This is a genomic window from Pseudomonas sp. NPDC099000 (assembly GCF_044759925.1).
Taxonomy (GTDB): Bacteria; Pseudomonadota; Gammaproteobacteria; order Pseudomonadales; family Pseudomonadaceae; genus Aquipseudomonas.
The window spans coordinates 108,612-122,679 of the sequence record NZ_JBIWAF010000009.1 but is presented as its reverse complement, the minus strand read 5'-3'; the positions used below and the strand labels follow the sequence as shown (position 1 = coordinate 122,679).

The 14,068-nt window shown below is 61.2% G+C and carries 16 protein-coding genes; 6 read left to right on the top strand and 10 right to left on the bottom strand.

Translation table 11 applies throughout. The annotated features are described in order from the left end of the window. Nucleotides 1–10 precede the first annotated feature (10 nt). Nucleotides 11–829 carry a pyrroline-5-carboxylate reductase gene (gene proC / locus ACIQV9_RS14105; protein WP_403102251.1) on the bottom strand — a complete coding sequence of 273 codons (819 nt, stop codon included), beginning with the start codon at nt 827–829 and terminating at the stop codon, nt 11–13. Nucleotides 830–864: 35 nt separating this feature from the next. Then, nucleotides 865–1,551 (bottom strand): YggS family pyridoxal phosphate-dependent enzyme, encoded by a 687-nt coding sequence (locus ACIQV9_RS14100; RefSeq protein WP_403102248.1) that lies wholly within the window; start codon nt 1,549–1,551, stop codon nt 865–867. A 56-nt stretch (nt 1,552–1,607) separates the two neighbouring features. Here ACIQV9_RS14100 and ACIQV9_RS14095 point away from each other — a divergent pair, with 56 nt between their 5' ends. Beyond that, on the top strand, nt 1,608–2,642 hold the full coding sequence (locus tag ACIQV9_RS14095) for a type IV pilus twitching motility protein PilT (protein WP_109635591.1): 1,035 nt from the start codon (nt 1,608–1,610) through the stop codon (nt 2,640–2,642). Between the two features lie 112 nt (nt 2,643–2,754). Here the strand turns inward: ACIQV9_RS14095 and ACIQV9_RS14090 are convergent, their stop codons facing one another. Next, nucleotides 2,755–3,372: a C40 family peptidase gene (locus ACIQV9_RS14090; protein WP_403102243.1), complete on the bottom strand. Its 618-nt coding sequence runs from the start codon at nt 3,370–3,372 to the stop codon at nt 2,755–2,757. Between the two features lie 249 nt (nt 3,373–3,621). Between ACIQV9_RS14090 and ACIQV9_RS14085 the strand changes: the two genes are divergently transcribed. Next, entirely contained in the window at nt 3,622–4,053 is a 432-nt protein-coding gene (locus ACIQV9_RS14085; RefSeq protein WP_403102241.1) for an NINE protein, read from the top strand. A 108-nt stretch (nt 4,054–4,161) separates the two neighbouring features. Here ACIQV9_RS14085 and ACIQV9_RS14080 read toward each other — a convergent pair whose 3' ends face one another. The 7 genes from ACIQV9_RS14080 to gshB form a co-directional block, all read right to left on the bottom strand. Continuing rightward, on the bottom strand, nt 4,162–5,433 hold the full coding sequence (locus tag ACIQV9_RS14080) for a dihydroorotase (RefSeq protein ID WP_403102238.1): 1,272 nt from the start codon (nt 5,431–5,433) through the stop codon (nt 4,162–4,164). Further along, on the bottom strand, nt 5,430–6,434 hold the full coding sequence (locus ACIQV9_RS14075) for an aspartate carbamoyltransferase catalytic subunit (RefSeq protein WP_007897943.1): 1,005 nt from the start codon (nt 6,432–6,434) through the stop codon (nt 5,430–5,432). Before ACIQV9_RS14075 ends, ACIQV9_RS14080 begins: the two co-directional genes overlap by 4 nt. A 27-nt stretch (nt 6,435–6,461) precedes the next feature. After that, the gene (gene pyrR / locus ACIQV9_RS14070) at nt 6,462–6,965 is read right to left on the bottom strand and encodes a bifunctional pyr operon transcriptional regulator/uracil phosphoribosyltransferase PyrR (RefSeq protein ID WP_403102235.1); all 504 of its coding nucleotides are present in this window, start codon (nt 6,963–6,965) and stop codon (nt 6,462–6,464) included. 80 nt (nt 6,966–7,045) lie between these two features. Beyond that, nucleotides 7,046–7,483: a Holliday junction resolvase RuvX gene (ruvX, locus tag ACIQV9_RS14065; RefSeq protein WP_403102232.1), complete on the bottom strand. Its 438-nt coding sequence runs from the start codon at nt 7,481–7,483 to the stop codon at nt 7,046–7,048. Then, nucleotides 7,483–8,055 carry a YqgE/AlgH family protein gene (locus tag ACIQV9_RS14060; RefSeq protein WP_077747229.1) on the bottom strand — a complete coding sequence of 191 codons (573 nt, stop codon included), beginning with the start codon at nt 8,053–8,055 and terminating at the stop codon, nt 7,483–7,485. Before ACIQV9_RS14060 ends, ruvX begins: the two co-directional genes overlap by 1 nt. Before the next feature lie 216 nt (nt 8,056–8,271). Then, nucleotides 8,272–9,171 carry an energy transducer TonB gene (locus ACIQV9_RS14055; protein ID WP_403102228.1) on the bottom strand — a complete coding sequence of 300 codons (900 nt, stop codon included), beginning with the start codon at nt 9,169–9,171 and terminating at the stop codon, nt 8,272–8,274. A gap of 77 nt (nt 9,172–9,248) precedes the next feature. Beyond that, nucleotides 9,249–10,202: a glutathione synthase gene (gene gshB, locus ACIQV9_RS14050; protein WP_131060578.1), complete on the bottom strand. Its 954-nt coding sequence runs from the start codon at nt 10,200–10,202 to the stop codon at nt 9,249–9,251. A 235-nt stretch (nt 10,203–10,437) separates the two neighbouring features. Between gshB and pilG the strand changes: the two genes are divergently transcribed. From pilG to ACIQV9_RS14030, 4 genes are all read left to right on the top strand, one after another. After that, entirely contained in the window at nt 10,438–10,842 is a 405-nt protein-coding gene (pilG, locus tag ACIQV9_RS14045; protein WP_219095115.1) for a twitching motility response regulator PilG, read from the top strand. A gap of 57 nt (nt 10,843–10,899) precedes the next feature. Next, nucleotides 10,900–11,265 carry a twitching motility response regulator PilH gene (gene pilH / locus ACIQV9_RS14040; protein ID WP_060542929.1) on the top strand — a complete coding sequence of 122 codons (366 nt, stop codon included), beginning with the start codon at nt 10,900–10,902 and terminating at the stop codon, nt 11,263–11,265. A gap of 10 nt (nt 11,266–11,275) precedes the next feature. Beyond that, nucleotides 11,276–11,815 (top strand): chemotaxis protein CheW, encoded by a 540-nt coding sequence (locus tag ACIQV9_RS14035; RefSeq protein ID WP_403102222.1) that lies wholly within the window; start codon nt 11,276–11,278, stop codon nt 11,813–11,815. A 147-nt stretch (nt 11,816–11,962) separates the two neighbouring features. Continuing rightward, entirely contained in the window at nt 11,963–14,020 is a 2,058-nt protein-coding gene (locus ACIQV9_RS14030; protein WP_403102219.1) for a methyl-accepting chemotaxis protein, read from the top strand. Nucleotides 14,021–14,068: the final 48 nt, after the last annotated feature.

The window sequence follows — 14,068 nt, the reverse complement described above, 5'->3', positions numbered from 1 at the left end:
TAAGAGCTGATTAGCGGCCAAGTTGCTCAGCCATCTCGGCCGAGCGGTGCGCAGCGGCACCGAGTGCTTTTTCCACCAGCGCTTCGAAGCCGCCGGCCTGGAACGATTTGATTGCCGCTTCCGTGGTGCCTGCAGGCGAGGTCACGCGACGACGCAATTCAGCCGCGTCGACATCGCTGGCAACCGCCATGTGTGCGGCACCCAACGCGGTTTGCACCGTCAATTGGGCAGCGATGTCCGCTGGCAGACCGAGCTTCACGCCGGCAGCGGTCATGGCTTCGATCAGCAGGAAGAAATACGCCGGGCCCGAGCCGGAGACGGCGGTGACAGCGTCCAGTTGCTGCTCTTCGTTCAGCCACAGGGCAATGCCGACGGCCGACAACAGTTCTTCAGCTTGCTGGCGTTGTTCAGCGTTCACTTCGGCCGTGGCAAACAATCCGCTCACGCCCTGACGCAGCAGCGCCGGGGTGTTGGGCATGCAGCGCACGATCGGCTGGGCACCGAGCCAGTTGTTCATGCTGGCGCAGGTGATGCCGGCCGCAATCGAAACCACCAGTTGGTTTGGCTTCAGGCTCGGGCGAATCGCTTCGCACACGGCTTTCATCGCCTGGGGTTTGACCGCCAGCACGACCACGTCCGCGCCTTGAATGGCATCGGCGTTTTCAGCGAAAACTTCAACGCCGTGTTCGGCCTGCACCTTGGCGCGTGTTTCGGCGCCCGGATCGCTGGCGCGGATCTGTGCGGCGTCCAGACCTTTGGCGCGCAGGCCGCCGATCAGGCTGGCCGCCATGTTTCCGGCACCGATAAAGGCAATACGAGTCTTGCTCATGTCAGGTCCTTATAGAGAGGTGTGTCAGCCATGATTCAAGGCTGACTGTAGTCGCGGGCACCAAACAGGGCCGTACCGATGCGGACCCAAGTGGCGCCCTGGGCGATGGCCGACTCGAGGTCGTGGCTCATGCCCATGGAAAGTGTGTCGAGCGGCAGGTTCAGGCTGGCTTGCAGGCTTTGCACGGCAGCAAAAGCGGCGTCCTGGGCGGCGCGATCGTCAGTCGGCTCAGGGATTGCCATCAACCCGCGCAACTGGATGCGCGGCAATTCGCTGATGGCCTTGGCCAGGGCCGGCAGGTCGGCCGGGGTGCAGCCGGATTTGCTGGCTTCACCGCTGACGTTGACCTGGATGCAGATGTTCAAGGGCGGCAGATCGGCAGGGCGTTGTTCGGACAGGCGTTGTGCGATTTTCAGACGATCCACGGAATGCACCCAGGCGAAGTGCTCGGCGATAGCGCGAGTCTTGTTCGATTGAATGGGGCCGATAAAGTGCCAGATCAAGGGCAGGTCGGCCAATTCGAGCTGTTTGCCCAGGGCTTCCTGCAAGTAATTTTCGCCAAAATCTCTCACGCCTGCGGCATACGCTTCGCGCACGGCCTCGGCAGGCTTGGTCTTGCTCACCGCCAGCAGTTGAACGCTGTGCTCGTCGCGGTGGGCGGCAAGGGCGGCGGCGCGGATGCGCGAACTAACCTGAAGAATGTTGTCTGCTATCGTGGACATCAAGAGGCGCCAGCGGTCTGAAGGTTGGCGGCATTCTACTGGAATTGAGGAGCGCTATGGATATCACTGAGCTGCTGGCCTTCAGCGCTAAACAGGGCGCGTCCGACCTGCACCTGTCTGCCGGCCTGCCACCGATGATTCGCGTCGACGGCGACGTGCGTCGCATCAACCTGCCGGCCCTGGACCACAAACAGGTGCATGAGCTGATCTACGACATCATGAACGACACCCAGCGGGTGGACTTCGAGAAACACCTGGAAACTGATTTTTCCTTCGAAGTGCCAGGCGTGGCGCGTTTCCGGGTCAACGCCTTCAACCAGAACCGGGGGGCGGGTGCGGTGTTCCGAACCATTCCGTCGAAGGTCCTGAGCATGGACGACCTCGGCATGGGCGAGGTGTTTCGCAAGATCACCGAGGCCCCGCGCGGCCTGGTGCTGGTGACCGGCCCGACCGGTTCCGGAAAGTCCACCACCCTGGCGGCGATGATCGATTACCTGAACAACCATCGCCATCACCACATCCTCACCATCGAAGACCCGATCGAGTTCGTCCACGAATCGCGCAAATGCCTGATCAACCAGCGCGAAGTCCACCGTGATACCCGCAGCTTTGCCACGGCCCTGCGCTCGGCGCTGCGGGAAGACCCGGACGTGATTCTGGTGGGGGAGATGCGCGATCTGGAGACCATTCGCCTGGCACTGACCGCCGCCGAGACCGGTCACCTGGTGTTCGGCACGCTGCACACCACGTCAGCGGCGAAGACCATCGACCGGGTTGTGGACGTGTTTCCGGGGGACGAAAAGTCGATGGTGCGGTCGATGCTGTCCGAGTCGTTACTGGCGGTGGTGTCGCAGACCCTGATCAAGAAGATCGGCGGTGGGCGCATTGCGGCACACGAAATCATGCTCGGCACGTCGGCGATCCGTAACCTGATCCGCGAAGACAAGGTGGCGCAGATGTATTCGTCGATTCAGACCGGGGGCAACTTGGGGATGCAGACGCTGGACATGTGCTTGAAAGACTTGGTGACCAAGGGCTTGATCAGCCGGGAGCATGCGCGGGAGAAGGCGCGATCGCCGGATAATTTCTGACTGCTTCAGAAATGTCTTCGCGGGCAAGCCTCGCTCCTACAGGTCATGCGCCATTTTTGCGGCACATGCTTAACCTGTAGGAGCGAGGCTTGCCCGCGAAGGGGACTTCAAATCAGCGCTGAACAACCTGGATGGTGTTCTTCTCTTTCGGCATAACCCGCTTGGCAACCACGTAGTGGCTTTCCCAGTACGGTTTCTTCAAGGTGTCGATGGTCACCGACTTGCCACGGCGTGGTGCGTGGATAAAGCGGTCGTTGCCCAGGTAGATGGCAACGTGATTGACCCGACGGCTCTTGATGTTGAAGAAAATCAGATCACCCGGTTTCAGATCCTTGCGATCGACTTTCTCGCCATGACCGCTGGCCATGGCATTGGACGTGCGTGGCAGGTCAAATGTGGCGTCGTTGAACGCGTATTTCACCAGGCCGCTGCAATCGAACCCTTTACTTGGACTGCTGCCGCCCCAACGGTAAGGTGTACCGAGGACGTTGACGGCGCGACTCAGCACGTTGCTGCTTTCCTTGCTCGCCATCGGCGGAACAAGGCTGCTTTTGCTAGCCAGCTGTGGAGCACGTTTTTCGGTTTTCTTGTTTTTGCTCGAAGGAGCAGAAACATGGGATTTTTGGGTGTAACCATTAACGTTTGGAAGACGTTGCTCACGATTGGTGGCGTGGGCGGCCAGTGGCATCAAAAGGCAAATGGTTAGCCATGTCTTGAAAAATGGACGCATTAGGCAAGGCTCATATGGGTTGGCGCGCAACTTTATAACAGCTTTTTTTGCCCTTCCGAGGCCGTTGGTCGATTCGAGTTGCGCTCAACGGAACCAAATAAGCGGCAAATAGACGCCATTGTCGGACAGAAGTCAGGTGGTATAAGGCTTTGACGGAACCCACGTTAACATTTGCCATACGTCGGCAACCTGTAAAAAAGTCACAAAGAATTCAAGAATATTTATCTATCGTGTGAATCGAGGTCCTTCATGAACACCTATCAACAGGCCGGCCCGCAGCAAGACACGCACAGCAAAATGATCGGCTACCTGCTGTGGATTTTTGGTTTTACCGGGGCTCACCGCTTCTATTACGGCAAGCCAGTGACCGGGACGATCTGGTTTTTCACCTTCGGTTTGCTGGGCATTGGCTGGCTGATCGACGTCTTCCTGATCCCGGCGATGGACCGTGAAGCGGACCTGCGTTTTAGCGCCGGGCCCATCGAGTACAACGTGGCGTGGATTCTGCTGACGTTTCTCGGGGTATTCGGCGTACACCGGATGTATCAGGGGAAGTGGATCAGCGGATTGCTGTACCTGGTGACGGGCGGGTTGTTCTTTCTGGGGGTTTTGTATGACTTCTGGACGCTGAATGACCAGGTTTCCGTGCGTAACGCGCAGAATCGCGGCACCTTCCAGTAAGCCATCGCGGGCAAGCCCGCTCCCACAGGGTTATCGGTTGGCCGCAAGTTTGTGGCCTCACACAATCACTGTGGGAGCGGGCTTGCCCGCGATTGGAGCGACGCGGTCTTACGCCTGGTGGCTAATGCGCCCATCCACCAGGGTGTAGCGCACGACGCCCGGAAGGGTATGCCCAATAAACGGGCAGTTCTCACCCTTGGACAGCCAGGTCTCACCGGCCACGGTCGAAGCCGCCGGATCAAACAGCACGATGTCCGCCGGTCCGCCTACGGCTAACTTGCCCGCTGGCAAACGCAACGCCTCGGCGGGCCCAGTGCTGAGTCGCGCCAACAGCGTCGGCAGATCCAGCAACCCATCCTCCACCAGCGTCATCGCCAGCGGCAGCAGCAATTCAACACTGCTGATGCCCGGCTCGGTCGCGCCGAACGGCGCCAGTTTGGCGTCCCGTTCGTGCGGCTGGTGATGGCTGGAGATGGCCGAAACCACGCCCGACTTCACCGCTGCGCGCAAGCCATCGCGGTCGGCGCGGGTGCGCAGCGGCGGCTGGACGTGATAAAGGCTGCTGAAGTCGATCAGCGCTTCATCGGTCAGGATCAGTTGATACAACGCCACATCGGCGGTCACCGGCAGGCCGCGAGCCTGGGCTTGAGCGATCAGGGCCACGCCGCGAGCACTGGTGAGCTGGCTGAAGTGCGCACGCACGCCGCTTTGCTCGACCAGCAGCAGATCCCGGGCCAGGGCCACGGTTTCAGCGGTTTCTGGAATGCCCGGCAAACCGAGGAAACTCGCGGTCGGGCCTTCGTGGGCCAAACCACCTTCAGCCAGGTCATGGTCCTGCGAATTGAAAATCACCGTCAGGTCGAAGGTCGCCGCGTATTCCAGCGCCCGGCACAGGGTGCGGGTGTTGCGGAAGCTCTCCAGACCGTTGCCGAAAGCCACACAACCGGCATCGCGCAAGGCGACCAGTTCGGCCAGTTGTTCGCCGTCCAGGCCTTTGCTCAGGGCGCCGATCGGGAACACTTTGGTGTTGCCGGCCTCGCGGGCGCGGTCGAGGATCAGTTCGGCCACGGCCGAAGTATCGAGCACCGGTTTGGTTTTCGGCGGGCAGCACAGGCTGGTCACGCCACCGGCCGCGGCGGCGCGGGTTTCGCTGACGATCGAGCCTTTGCGGCTATAACCCGGCTCGCGCAGGGCGACGTTCAGGTCAACCAGGCCAGGGGCGGCCACCAGACCTCTGGCATCAATGGTGTCGACGGGCACAAAACCGGCGGGTGCGGCGCCAAAGGCAATGACCTTGCAGGCTTCAATATGGATATCGGTAACTTGATCCAGGCCGCTGGCCGGATCGATAACGCGTGCGCCGAGAATGCTGAGCTTCACTGGGCGTTCTCCTGCTCGAATTGGCGCTGGGCTGTCTGCCCGCTCATGGCCATGGACAACACGGCCATACGAATCGCGATGCCGTAGGTGACCTGGTTGAGAATCACCGAGTGCGGACCGTCGGCCACCGCCGACTCAATCTCCACGCCACGGTTGATCGGCCCCGGATGCATGACGATGCAATCCGGTTTGGCGCCGGCCAGGCGCGCGGTGGTCAGGCCGAACAGGCGGTAGAACTCGCCTTCGCTCGGCAGCAGGCCGCCGGTCATGCGTTCACGTTGCAGGCGCAGCATGATCACCACGTCGACGTCTTTCAGCCCTTCGGTCATGTCGGTGTACACCTTCACGCCGTATTGCTCGATGCCGATCGGCAGCAGGGTTTTCGGCGCGATCACACGGATGTCCGGGCAGCCGAGGGTTTTCAGCGCCAGCATGTTCGAGCGTGCCACCCGCGAGTGCAGGATGTCGCCGACGATGGCCACTGAGAGGTTTTCGAAGCCGCCCTTGTGCCGACGGATCGTCAGCATGTCGAGCATGCCTTGGGTCGGGTGCGCGTGACGACCGTCGCCGCCGTTGATGATCGCCACTTGCGGGCAGACATGTTCGGCGATGAAGTGCGCCGCGCCGGAATCACCGTGACGCACGACGAACATGTCGGCCGCCATTGCTTCCAGGTTGCGCAGGGTGTCGAGCAGGGTTTCGCCCTTGCTCGCCGACGACGTGGACACGTTCAGGGTGATGACGTCGGCCGACAGGCGCTGGGCCGCCAGTTCAAAGGTGGTGCGGGTGCGGGTGGAGTTCTCGAAGAACACGTTGCACACGGTCTTGCCGCGCAGCAGCGGGACTTTCTTCACCGCCCGGGCGCCGACTTCGAGGAACGAGTCGGCGGTGTCGAGGATTTCCGTCAACAACTCGCGGCGCAAACCGTCGAGCGAGAGGAAGTGTCGCAGCTGGCCCTGATCATTGAGCTGCAGCGGGCGCTTGGTTTCTAGAGGCGTCATCGCGAGGGGGACTCTCAATAGGGCGGATTAAAGGGCGAGGTCTTGCAGTTCGAGCTTGAGCTCCGGGCCCGACAGCTTCACCCGCTCGTGGGCCGCAAGCGCCAGCGTCTCGCCGACTACGTTCGGGCGGATTGGCAACTCGCCGGCGTCGAGGTCCAGCAGGCACACCAGCGTCACGCTGGCCGGGCGGCCGTAATCGAACAGCTCATTCATGGCGGCACGGATGGTCCGACCGCTCATCAACACGTCGTCGATCAGCACCAGGTGCTGGCCTTCGATTTCGAACGGCAAGGCGGACGGGCGCACTTGCGGGTGCAGGCCGTTCTGGCTGAAGTCGTCGCGGTAGAAGGACACGTCCAGGGTGCCGAGGGGCGAATCGCTGCCCAGTTCTTCGAGCAACGCCTGGGCGACCCAGACGCCGCCGGTACGAATGCCGATGTAGCGCGGTTCGCTGATGCCACGGTGTTCCAGGTGTGCCTTGAGACGGATCGCCATCTGGCTGATCAGTTCGGCGGGATTGGGCAGGCTCATGGTTGCTCCTTCTTGGGCCCGAGCCGGTGCGTGCGGGGTTTGGCTCGGGTTGTAGCTAAGAGAGACGCTGTGACGGCGCTTCAGGATTCGAACAGTGCGGTGTTTTCGTCGAGCCAGCCTTGCAGCAGCAGGGCGGCGGCGATGGCATCGACCGGGTTGTCGCGGTAGCTGCCCTTTTGCCCGCCCCGATCACGCCGCTCGCCCTTGGCTTCGAAGGTGGTCAGGCGTTCGTCGTGGGTATAGAAGGGCAGGTTGTAGCGGCCATTGAGGCGGCGGGCGAATTTCTCCGCGCGCAGGCACATGTCGCTCGGCGTGCCATCCATGTTCAGCGGCAGGCCGACGACGACAGCGTCGGGCTCCCACTCTTTAATGAGGGCTTCGACCTGATTCCAGTCGGGAACACCGTTTTGTGCCTTCAAGGTGCACAGCTCGCGGGCCTGGCCGGTAATCACCTGGCCGACCGCAACGCCAATCTGTTTGGTGCCGTAGTCAAAACCCAGAATCAGTCGCAGGGCCATCAGGCGTGGCCCGCCTGGCTGGTCAGCAGGCTGAGATTGACCCCAAGGTGCTTGGCCGCCGCGTCCAGGCGCAGTTCGCTGCTGGTGTTGAACAGAATGTCGGCGTCGAACGGGCAGGTCAGCCAGGCGTTCTGCGCCAGCTCGGCTTCGAGCTGCCCGGCTTCCCAACCGGCGTAGCCGAGGGCGATCACGCTTTTTGCCGGGCCGACACCGTCAGCGATGGCGAACAGCACGTCCTGGGAGGTGGACAAGGAAAGGTCGCCTTCCAGATCAACGGTCGCCTGAAAGGTCTTGCCCGAAGGGTGCAGGACAAAACCTCGATCGGTCTGCACCGGGCCGCCAATAAAGATCGGCACATGCTGGCAGAGCACCGGCGGTTCGATGTCGGGGCGCAATTGCTCGAGGATATCGGCCAGATTCAGGTCTTGCGGACGGTTGACCACCAGCCCCATGGCACCATTGGCCGTGTGCTCGACGATATAGGTCAAGGTGTGCGCAAAGTTCGGGTCGGCCATGTGAGGCATGGCGATCAGGAAGTGATGCTTGAGGTAGCTGGGGCTGACGTTCTTCATGAGCGCTAGTGTGGCGTTGGAGGGGCGAACTGACAAGCTGGGGATGCACAGGAATTGCCTGGGCGGGTGTTCTTTTGATCCGGGTTTTGCTTGAGGGCCTCTTCGCGGGCAAGCCTCGCTCCTACAGGTCATGTGCCATTGTCGCGAAACATACAAAACCTGTAGGAGCGAGGCTTGCCCGCGAAGGCGTCGGCTCAATCACCACAAATCAATCGATCAATTACTGGAGAGTCTGTCGCCGCGGGCAAACTTCCAGGTGCGGATGATTTCCAGCCGGTCAATGTCCGACAAATCCCCGGTAAACGGTGAAAACGGTGCCGCCAGCCGCACAATCCGCTGCGCTGCCTGATCCAGCAGCGGTTGCCCGGAGGATTCCAGCACCAGCACTTCATACAGCGAGCCATCGCGGTTGATCGAGACCATCAGGCGCAAATTGCCGTAGATCTGCTTGCGCCGCGCTTCGTCGGGGTAATTCAGGTTGCCGATGCGCTCGACCTTCTTGCGCCACTCGTCCTTATACCAGGCGCCCTTGTCTTTCATGGTCGACGCAGCACTCAAGCGGTGGATACGCGGGCGCTTGGCATACAACTGTTGTTCGTTGGCCAGTTCCGCTTCGAGGCTGGCGATGTCGCTGGACAGCTGCTCAGTGTCGAACGTCGGCGCCGCCACCGCAGGTTTGGTGAGTGGCTTGATCTCTTCGTTCTTGGCCGCGGCTTTTTTCGGCTTCGGCGCGACCGTGGTCACGGCAGCCTTGGGCGCTGCTTCCGGCACTGGCGGCTTGGCGGCCGGCGGTGGCGTGACTTTCTGCACCTTGTTGTCCTGGAACGGCGCGACCTCGGTGGTCTTGGGAATCGCCTTTTTATCCAGGGTGCCGCTGCCTTCCTGATTTTCCTGGGCGAGGAAATCAGCCTTGGTCGGCTTCTTTTCGCTCTTGAAGGTGGCGAGGGTGATTTCCAGGGTTTTGCTGATCTGCTGGGGTTCGACCATCGTGAACCCGACGCCCAACAGCAAAGCCAGGTGAATCAACGCCGCCAGAAACAGGGTAAATCCGAGGCGATCGGCCGGGCGCACGCCACGATGGGCGAGTTCAGCGGGCAAATCGGACGGGAGCGTCATGACAAAAAAACCAACATCGCGTTTTTCACAGGCCGCGGATGATAACGCAATGTTGGTTTCATCTTGGGTGTTCTATATCAACGAGCCTTGAGCTTCTGATCGATGGCATCCATCAGCAGGCCGCCGATGTCGGTGCCGAACGCATTATCAATCTCGCGAATGCAGGTCGGGCTGGTGACGTTGATTTCCGTCAGGTGCTCGCCGATCACGTCCAGACCCACGAACAGCAAGCCTTTCTCACGCAGGGTGGGGCCGACTTGTGCAGCGATCCAGCGATCCTTGTCACTCAACGGGCGGGCTTCGCCACGGCCACCGGCCGCGAGGTTGCCACGGGTTTCACCGGCCGCCGGGATCCGCGCCAGGCAGTAATCCACCGGCTCGCCGTCGATCATCAGAATACGTTTGTCGCCGTCCTTGATCGCCGGCAGGTAGGCCTGGCCCATGATCTGCTGGGTGCCCAGCGCGGTCAGGGTTTCCAGAATCACCGACAGGTTCGGATCGCCCGCGCGATGACGGAAGATCGAGGTGCCGCCCATGCCGTCCAGCGGCTTGAGGATCACGTCGCCGTGTTTGGCGGCGAACTCACGCAGCACGTCGGCGCGGCGGCTGACCACGGTCGGCGGCGTGCACTGCGGGAACAGCGTGGCGAACAGCTTTTCGTTGCAGTCACGCAGGCTTTGCGGCTTGTTGACCACCAGCACGCCAGCGCGTTCGGCTTGTTCCAGCAGGTACGTGGAGTAGACGAACTCCATGTCGAACGGCGGATCCTTGCGCATCAGGATCACATCCAGATCGCTCAGCAGCGCGTCGGTCTCGGCTTCCAGTTCGAACCATTTTTCCGGGTTGGCGAAGACTTTCAGCGGACGCATCCGCGCCCGGGCTTCGCCTTCACCCTGATACAAATCGCGCTGTTCCATATAGAACAGTTCCCAGCCGCGCTTCTGTGCGGCCAGCAGCATGGCCAGCGAGCTATCCTTTTTATAGGAGATGCTGGCAATAGGATCCATGACAATCCCGACGCGAACGCTCATGGGTTTTTCCTCGAATTTGGGTGGTCCGAACGGACACGAAAAAGTGGCGTCAGAGTGGCGCTGAGTGTGTTCCCGGTCAAGGAAAAACCACTGTGCCAGTCGGCCGATAGATTGGTGTTGGAGACTGTGCTAAAAAGGCTGCCACGTGGTGCTGGCCCTTGAACATCAAGGGTTTCGAGCCACCGGTAACCGAAAAACGGACAATTTGATTCGCAAAGGCGACGGCAGAGCATTTATGGACCAGCATTCCAGCGCCTTGAAGGTCATGGTGATCGACGATTCGAAGACGATTCGCCGCACCGCCGAAACGCTGTTGAAGAACGTGGGTTGTGAAGTCATCACGGCCATCGACGGTTTCGATGCCCTGGCGAAGATTGCCGACAACCACCCCGGCATCATCTTTGTCGACATCATGATGCCGCGCCTGGATGGCTATCAGACCTGCGCGCTGATCAAGAACCACAGCGCGTTCAAGTCCACGCCAGTGATTATGCTGTCGTCCAAGGACGGGCTGTTCGACAAGGCCAAGGGGCGCATCGTCGGCTCCGACCAGTTTTTGACCAAGCCTTTCAGCAAGGAAGAACTGCTGAACGCGATCCAGGCCCATGTACCGGGCTTCGCCGCCGTTTTGCCGCAGTAGGACACGCACAGTGACGCTCGGCCAGCGGGCCCGGCGTCGACAAGAATGGGGAAGACCATGGCACGTATTCTGATCGTCGATGATTCGCCGACCGAAATGTACAAACTGACCGGCATGCTGGAAAAGCACGGTCATGAAGTGTTGAAAGCCGAAAACGGCGCCGACGGCGTGGCCCTGGCCCGCCAGGAAAAACCTGACGCGGTATTGATGGACATCGTCATGCCCGGCCTCAACGGTTTCCAGGCGACCCGCCAGTTGACCAAAGACCCGGACACCGGGCACATCCCGGTGATCATCATCACCACCAAGGATCAGGAAACCGACAAAGTCTGGGGCACGCGCCAGGGCGCCAGGGATTACCTGACCAAGCCGGTCGACGAAGAGACCCTGATCAAAACCCTGAACAACGTGCTGGCCGGTTGATCGCCCAGCCATGACCGAGTCGCTGACGGCTTTCGAACTGCTGCTGCAGATCGACCAGCGCTGTCGTCTGCTGGCGGCGGATCTGCCGTCCCAGCCGACCCGACAGGACCGCTGGAGCGGCATCGGCTTTCGCTTGGGCGAGCACTGGTACGTCGCACCCATGGGCGAAGTCAGCGAGGTCCTGCACGAACCGCGTTTCACCCAATTGCCGGGCGTCAAACCCTGGGTCAAGGGGGTGGCCAACCTGCGCGGGCGATTGCTGCCGATCATGGATTTGTGCAGCTTCTTCGGTCATGAACAGTCAACCCTGCGCAAACAGCGGCGGGTGTTGGTGGTGGAACACGGCGACGTGTTTGCCGGGTTGATGGTCGACGAAGTCTTCGGCTTGCAGCACTTTGCCCAGGACAGCCTGGAGCCGGTGTCGATGGTCGATCTGCACGGGCCGATTGCAGCGTTCGTCCAGGGCCGGTTTCAGCGTGAGCAGGCGTGGCAAATATTCAGCCCGTTTACGTTGGCGCAGTCGCAAAGCTTCATGCATGTAGCGTTGTAATCAAGGCAACGCCGCAATCCTGTAGGAGCGAGGCTTGCCCGCGAAGAACGAAAACGCGGTGTTCCTGTAAGACCGTAGCGCCTGCTTCGCGGGCAAGCCTCGCTCCTACAAGGGCGTCGTTGAATTGGGCAGTACAGGCGAGGACCGATGATAAAAACAAAAACAGGCAAGCCGGAAGGATCGCGCAGCCGCTCGCAGATCATCGCGCTGTTCATCGCGCTGATCATCTTCATCATGCTGCTGTTCGCCAACTTCGCTTATCTCAACACTCAAGCCACGTACGACAAACAGTACATCGGCCACGCCGGCGAGCTGCGCGTGCTGTCCCAGCGTATCGCTAAAAACGCCACCGAAGCCGCTGCCGGCAAGGCCGCCGCGTTCAAGCTGCTGAGCGATGCGCGCAACGACTTCGCCCAGCGCTGGGGTTACCTGAAGAAAGGCGACCCGGCCACCGGCCTGCCACCGGCGCCTTCCACCGTGCGCCCGGAAATGCGTGCTGTGCAGCTGGACTGGGAACGCCTGCTGAAAAACACCGACGCGATTCTCTCCAGCGAGCAGACCGTGCTGTCGCTGCATCAGGTCGCCGCGACGCTGGCCGAAACCGTGCCGCAGTTGCAGGTCGAATACGAGAAAGTCGTCGAAATCCTTTTGCAGCGTGGCGCTCCGGCCGCTCAGGTGGCCATGGCCCAGCGTCAATCGCTGCTGGCCGAACGCATCCTGGGCGCGGTGAACACCGTGTTGTCCGGCGATGAAAACTCGCAACAGGCCGCCGACGCGTTCGGTCGTGACGCTGCGCGATTCGGTCAGGTGCTCAACGGCATGCTCCAGGGCAATGCGTCGCTGCGGGTCAGCCAGGTCGAAGACCGCGATGCGCGCGCCCGCTTGACCGAGATTTCCGAGCTGTTCGAATTCGTCTCCGGCTCTGTGGATGAAATCCTCGAAACCTCGCCGGAGCTGTTCAAGGTTCGCGAATCGGCGACCAACATTTTCTCCTTGTCACAAACCCTGCTCGACGAAGCCTCGCACCTGGCCACCGGGTTCGAAAACCTTGCCGGCGGGCGCGACACCGACACCATCGGCGGTTACGTGCTGGGCCTGCTGGCACTGATGTCGATCATCCTCATCGGCCTGGTGATGGTTCGCGAAACCAATCGCCAACTGCGCGAAACCGCCGAGAAGAACGAACGCAACCAGAACGCGATCATGCGTCTGCTCGACGAGATCGAAGACTTGGCCGACGGCGACCTCACCGTGACCGCCTCGGTCACCGAAGACTTCACCGGGACCATCGCCGACTCGATCAACTATTCCGTTGATCAACTGCGCGACCTGGTGGCGACCATCAACCTCACCGCCGGCCAGGTCGCCGCCGCCGTGCAGGAAACCCAGGCCACCGCGATGCACCTGGCCCAGGCTTCGGAACATCAGGCCCAACAGATCAGCGAAGCGTCCACCGCAATCAACGACATGGCGCAGTCCATCGACCAGGTCTCGGCCAACGCCGCCGAGTCCTCAGCGGTGGCCGAGCGTTCGGTGGAAATCGCCAACAAGGGCAACGAGGTGGTGCATAACACCATCCACGGCATGGACAACATCCGCGAGCAGATTCAGGACACGGCCAAGCGCATCAAGCGTCTGGGCGAGTCTTCTCAGGAAATTGGCGACATTGTCAGCCTGATCGATGACATTGCCGACCAGACCAACATCCTCGCGCTCAACGCGGCGATCCAGGCCTCGATGGCCGGTGATGCCGGGCGCGGGTTTGCGGTGGTGGCCGACGAAGTGCAGCGCCTGGCCGAGCGCTCGTCCGCCGCGACCCGGCAGATTGAAACCCTGGTGCGGGCGATCCAGACCGACACCAACGAAGCGGTGATTTCCATGGAGCAGACCACCACCGAAGTGGTGCGCGGCGCGCGTCTGGCGCAGGATGCCGGAGTGGCCCTGGAAGAAATCGAAGGTGTGTCGAAGACCCTGGCGGCGCTGATCCAGAGTATTTCCAACGCCGCGCAGCAACAGACGTCTTCGGCCGGTCAGATTTCCCTGACGATGAACGTGATCCAGCAGATCACCACGCAGACGTCATCGGGTTCCACCGCCACCGCCGAGAGCATCGGCAACCTGGCGAAAATGGCCAGTCAGCTGCGGCGTTCGGTGTCCGGTTTCACCTTGCCGGCGGCGAAGGTGCAGGCTGCGGATAAAGTGTGAAGCGCCCGCAGGTGGTTGCGTTTTTTTGAGTAGAGCAGTGATTTGGAG

Excerpts from the sequence above, each read along its gene's own strand:
- ACIQV9_RS14090 (WP_403102243.1), bottom strand. The coding sequence starts at position 3,372 with ATGCGTCCATTTTTCAAGACATGGCTAACCATTTGCCTTTTGATGCCA.
- pilG (WP_219095115.1), top strand. The coding sequence starts at position 10,438 with ATGGACCAGCATTCCAGCGCCTTGAAGGTCATGGTGATCGACGATTCG.
- ACIQV9_RS14035 (WP_403102222.1), top strand. The coding sequence starts at position 11,276 with ATGACCGAGTCGCTGACGGCTTTCGAACTGCTGCTGCAGATCGACCAG.
- proC (WP_403102251.1), bottom strand. The coding sequence starts at position 829 with ATGAGCAAGACTCGTATTGCCTTTATCGGTGCCGGAAACATGGCGGCC.
- ruvX (WP_403102232.1), bottom strand. The coding sequence starts at position 7,483 with ATGGCCCTGCGACTGATTCTGGGTTTTGACTACGGCACCAAACAGATT.
- pilH (WP_060542929.1), top strand. The coding sequence starts at position 10,900 with ATGGCACGTATTCTGATCGTCGATGATTCGCCGACCGAAATGTACAAA.
- pyrR (WP_403102235.1), bottom strand. The coding sequence starts at position 6,965 with ATGAGCCTGCCCAATCCCGCCGAACTGATCAGCCAGATGGCGATCCGT.
- ACIQV9_RS14085 (WP_403102241.1), top strand. The coding sequence starts at position 3,622 with ATGAACACCTATCAACAGGCCGGCCCGCAGCAAGACACGCACAGCAAA.
- ACIQV9_RS14095 (WP_109635591.1), top strand. The coding sequence starts at position 1,608 with ATGGATATCACTGAGCTGCTGGCCTTCAGCGCTAAACAGGGCGCGTCC.
- ACIQV9_RS14055 (WP_403102228.1), bottom strand. The coding sequence starts at position 9,171 with ATGACGCTCCCGTCCGATTTGCCCGCTGAACTCGCCCATCGTGGCGTG.
- gshB (WP_131060578.1), bottom strand. The coding sequence starts at position 10,202 with ATGAGCGTTCGCGTCGGGATTGTCATGGATCCTATTGCCAGCATCTCC.
- ACIQV9_RS14030 (WP_403102219.1), top strand. The coding sequence starts at position 11,963 with ATGATAAAAACAAAAACAGGCAAGCCGGAAGGATCGCGCAGCCGCTCG.
- ACIQV9_RS14060 (WP_077747229.1), bottom strand. The coding sequence starts at position 8,055 with ATGAAGAACGTCAGCCCCAGCTACCTCAAGCATCACTTCCTGATCGCC.
- ACIQV9_RS14075 (WP_007897943.1), bottom strand. The coding sequence starts at position 6,434 with ATGACGCCTCTAGAAACCAAGCGCCCGCTGCAGCTCAATGATCAGGGC.
- ACIQV9_RS14100 (WP_403102248.1), bottom strand. The coding sequence starts at position 1,551 with ATGTCCACGATAGCAGACAACATTCTTCAGGTTAGTTCGCGCATCCGC.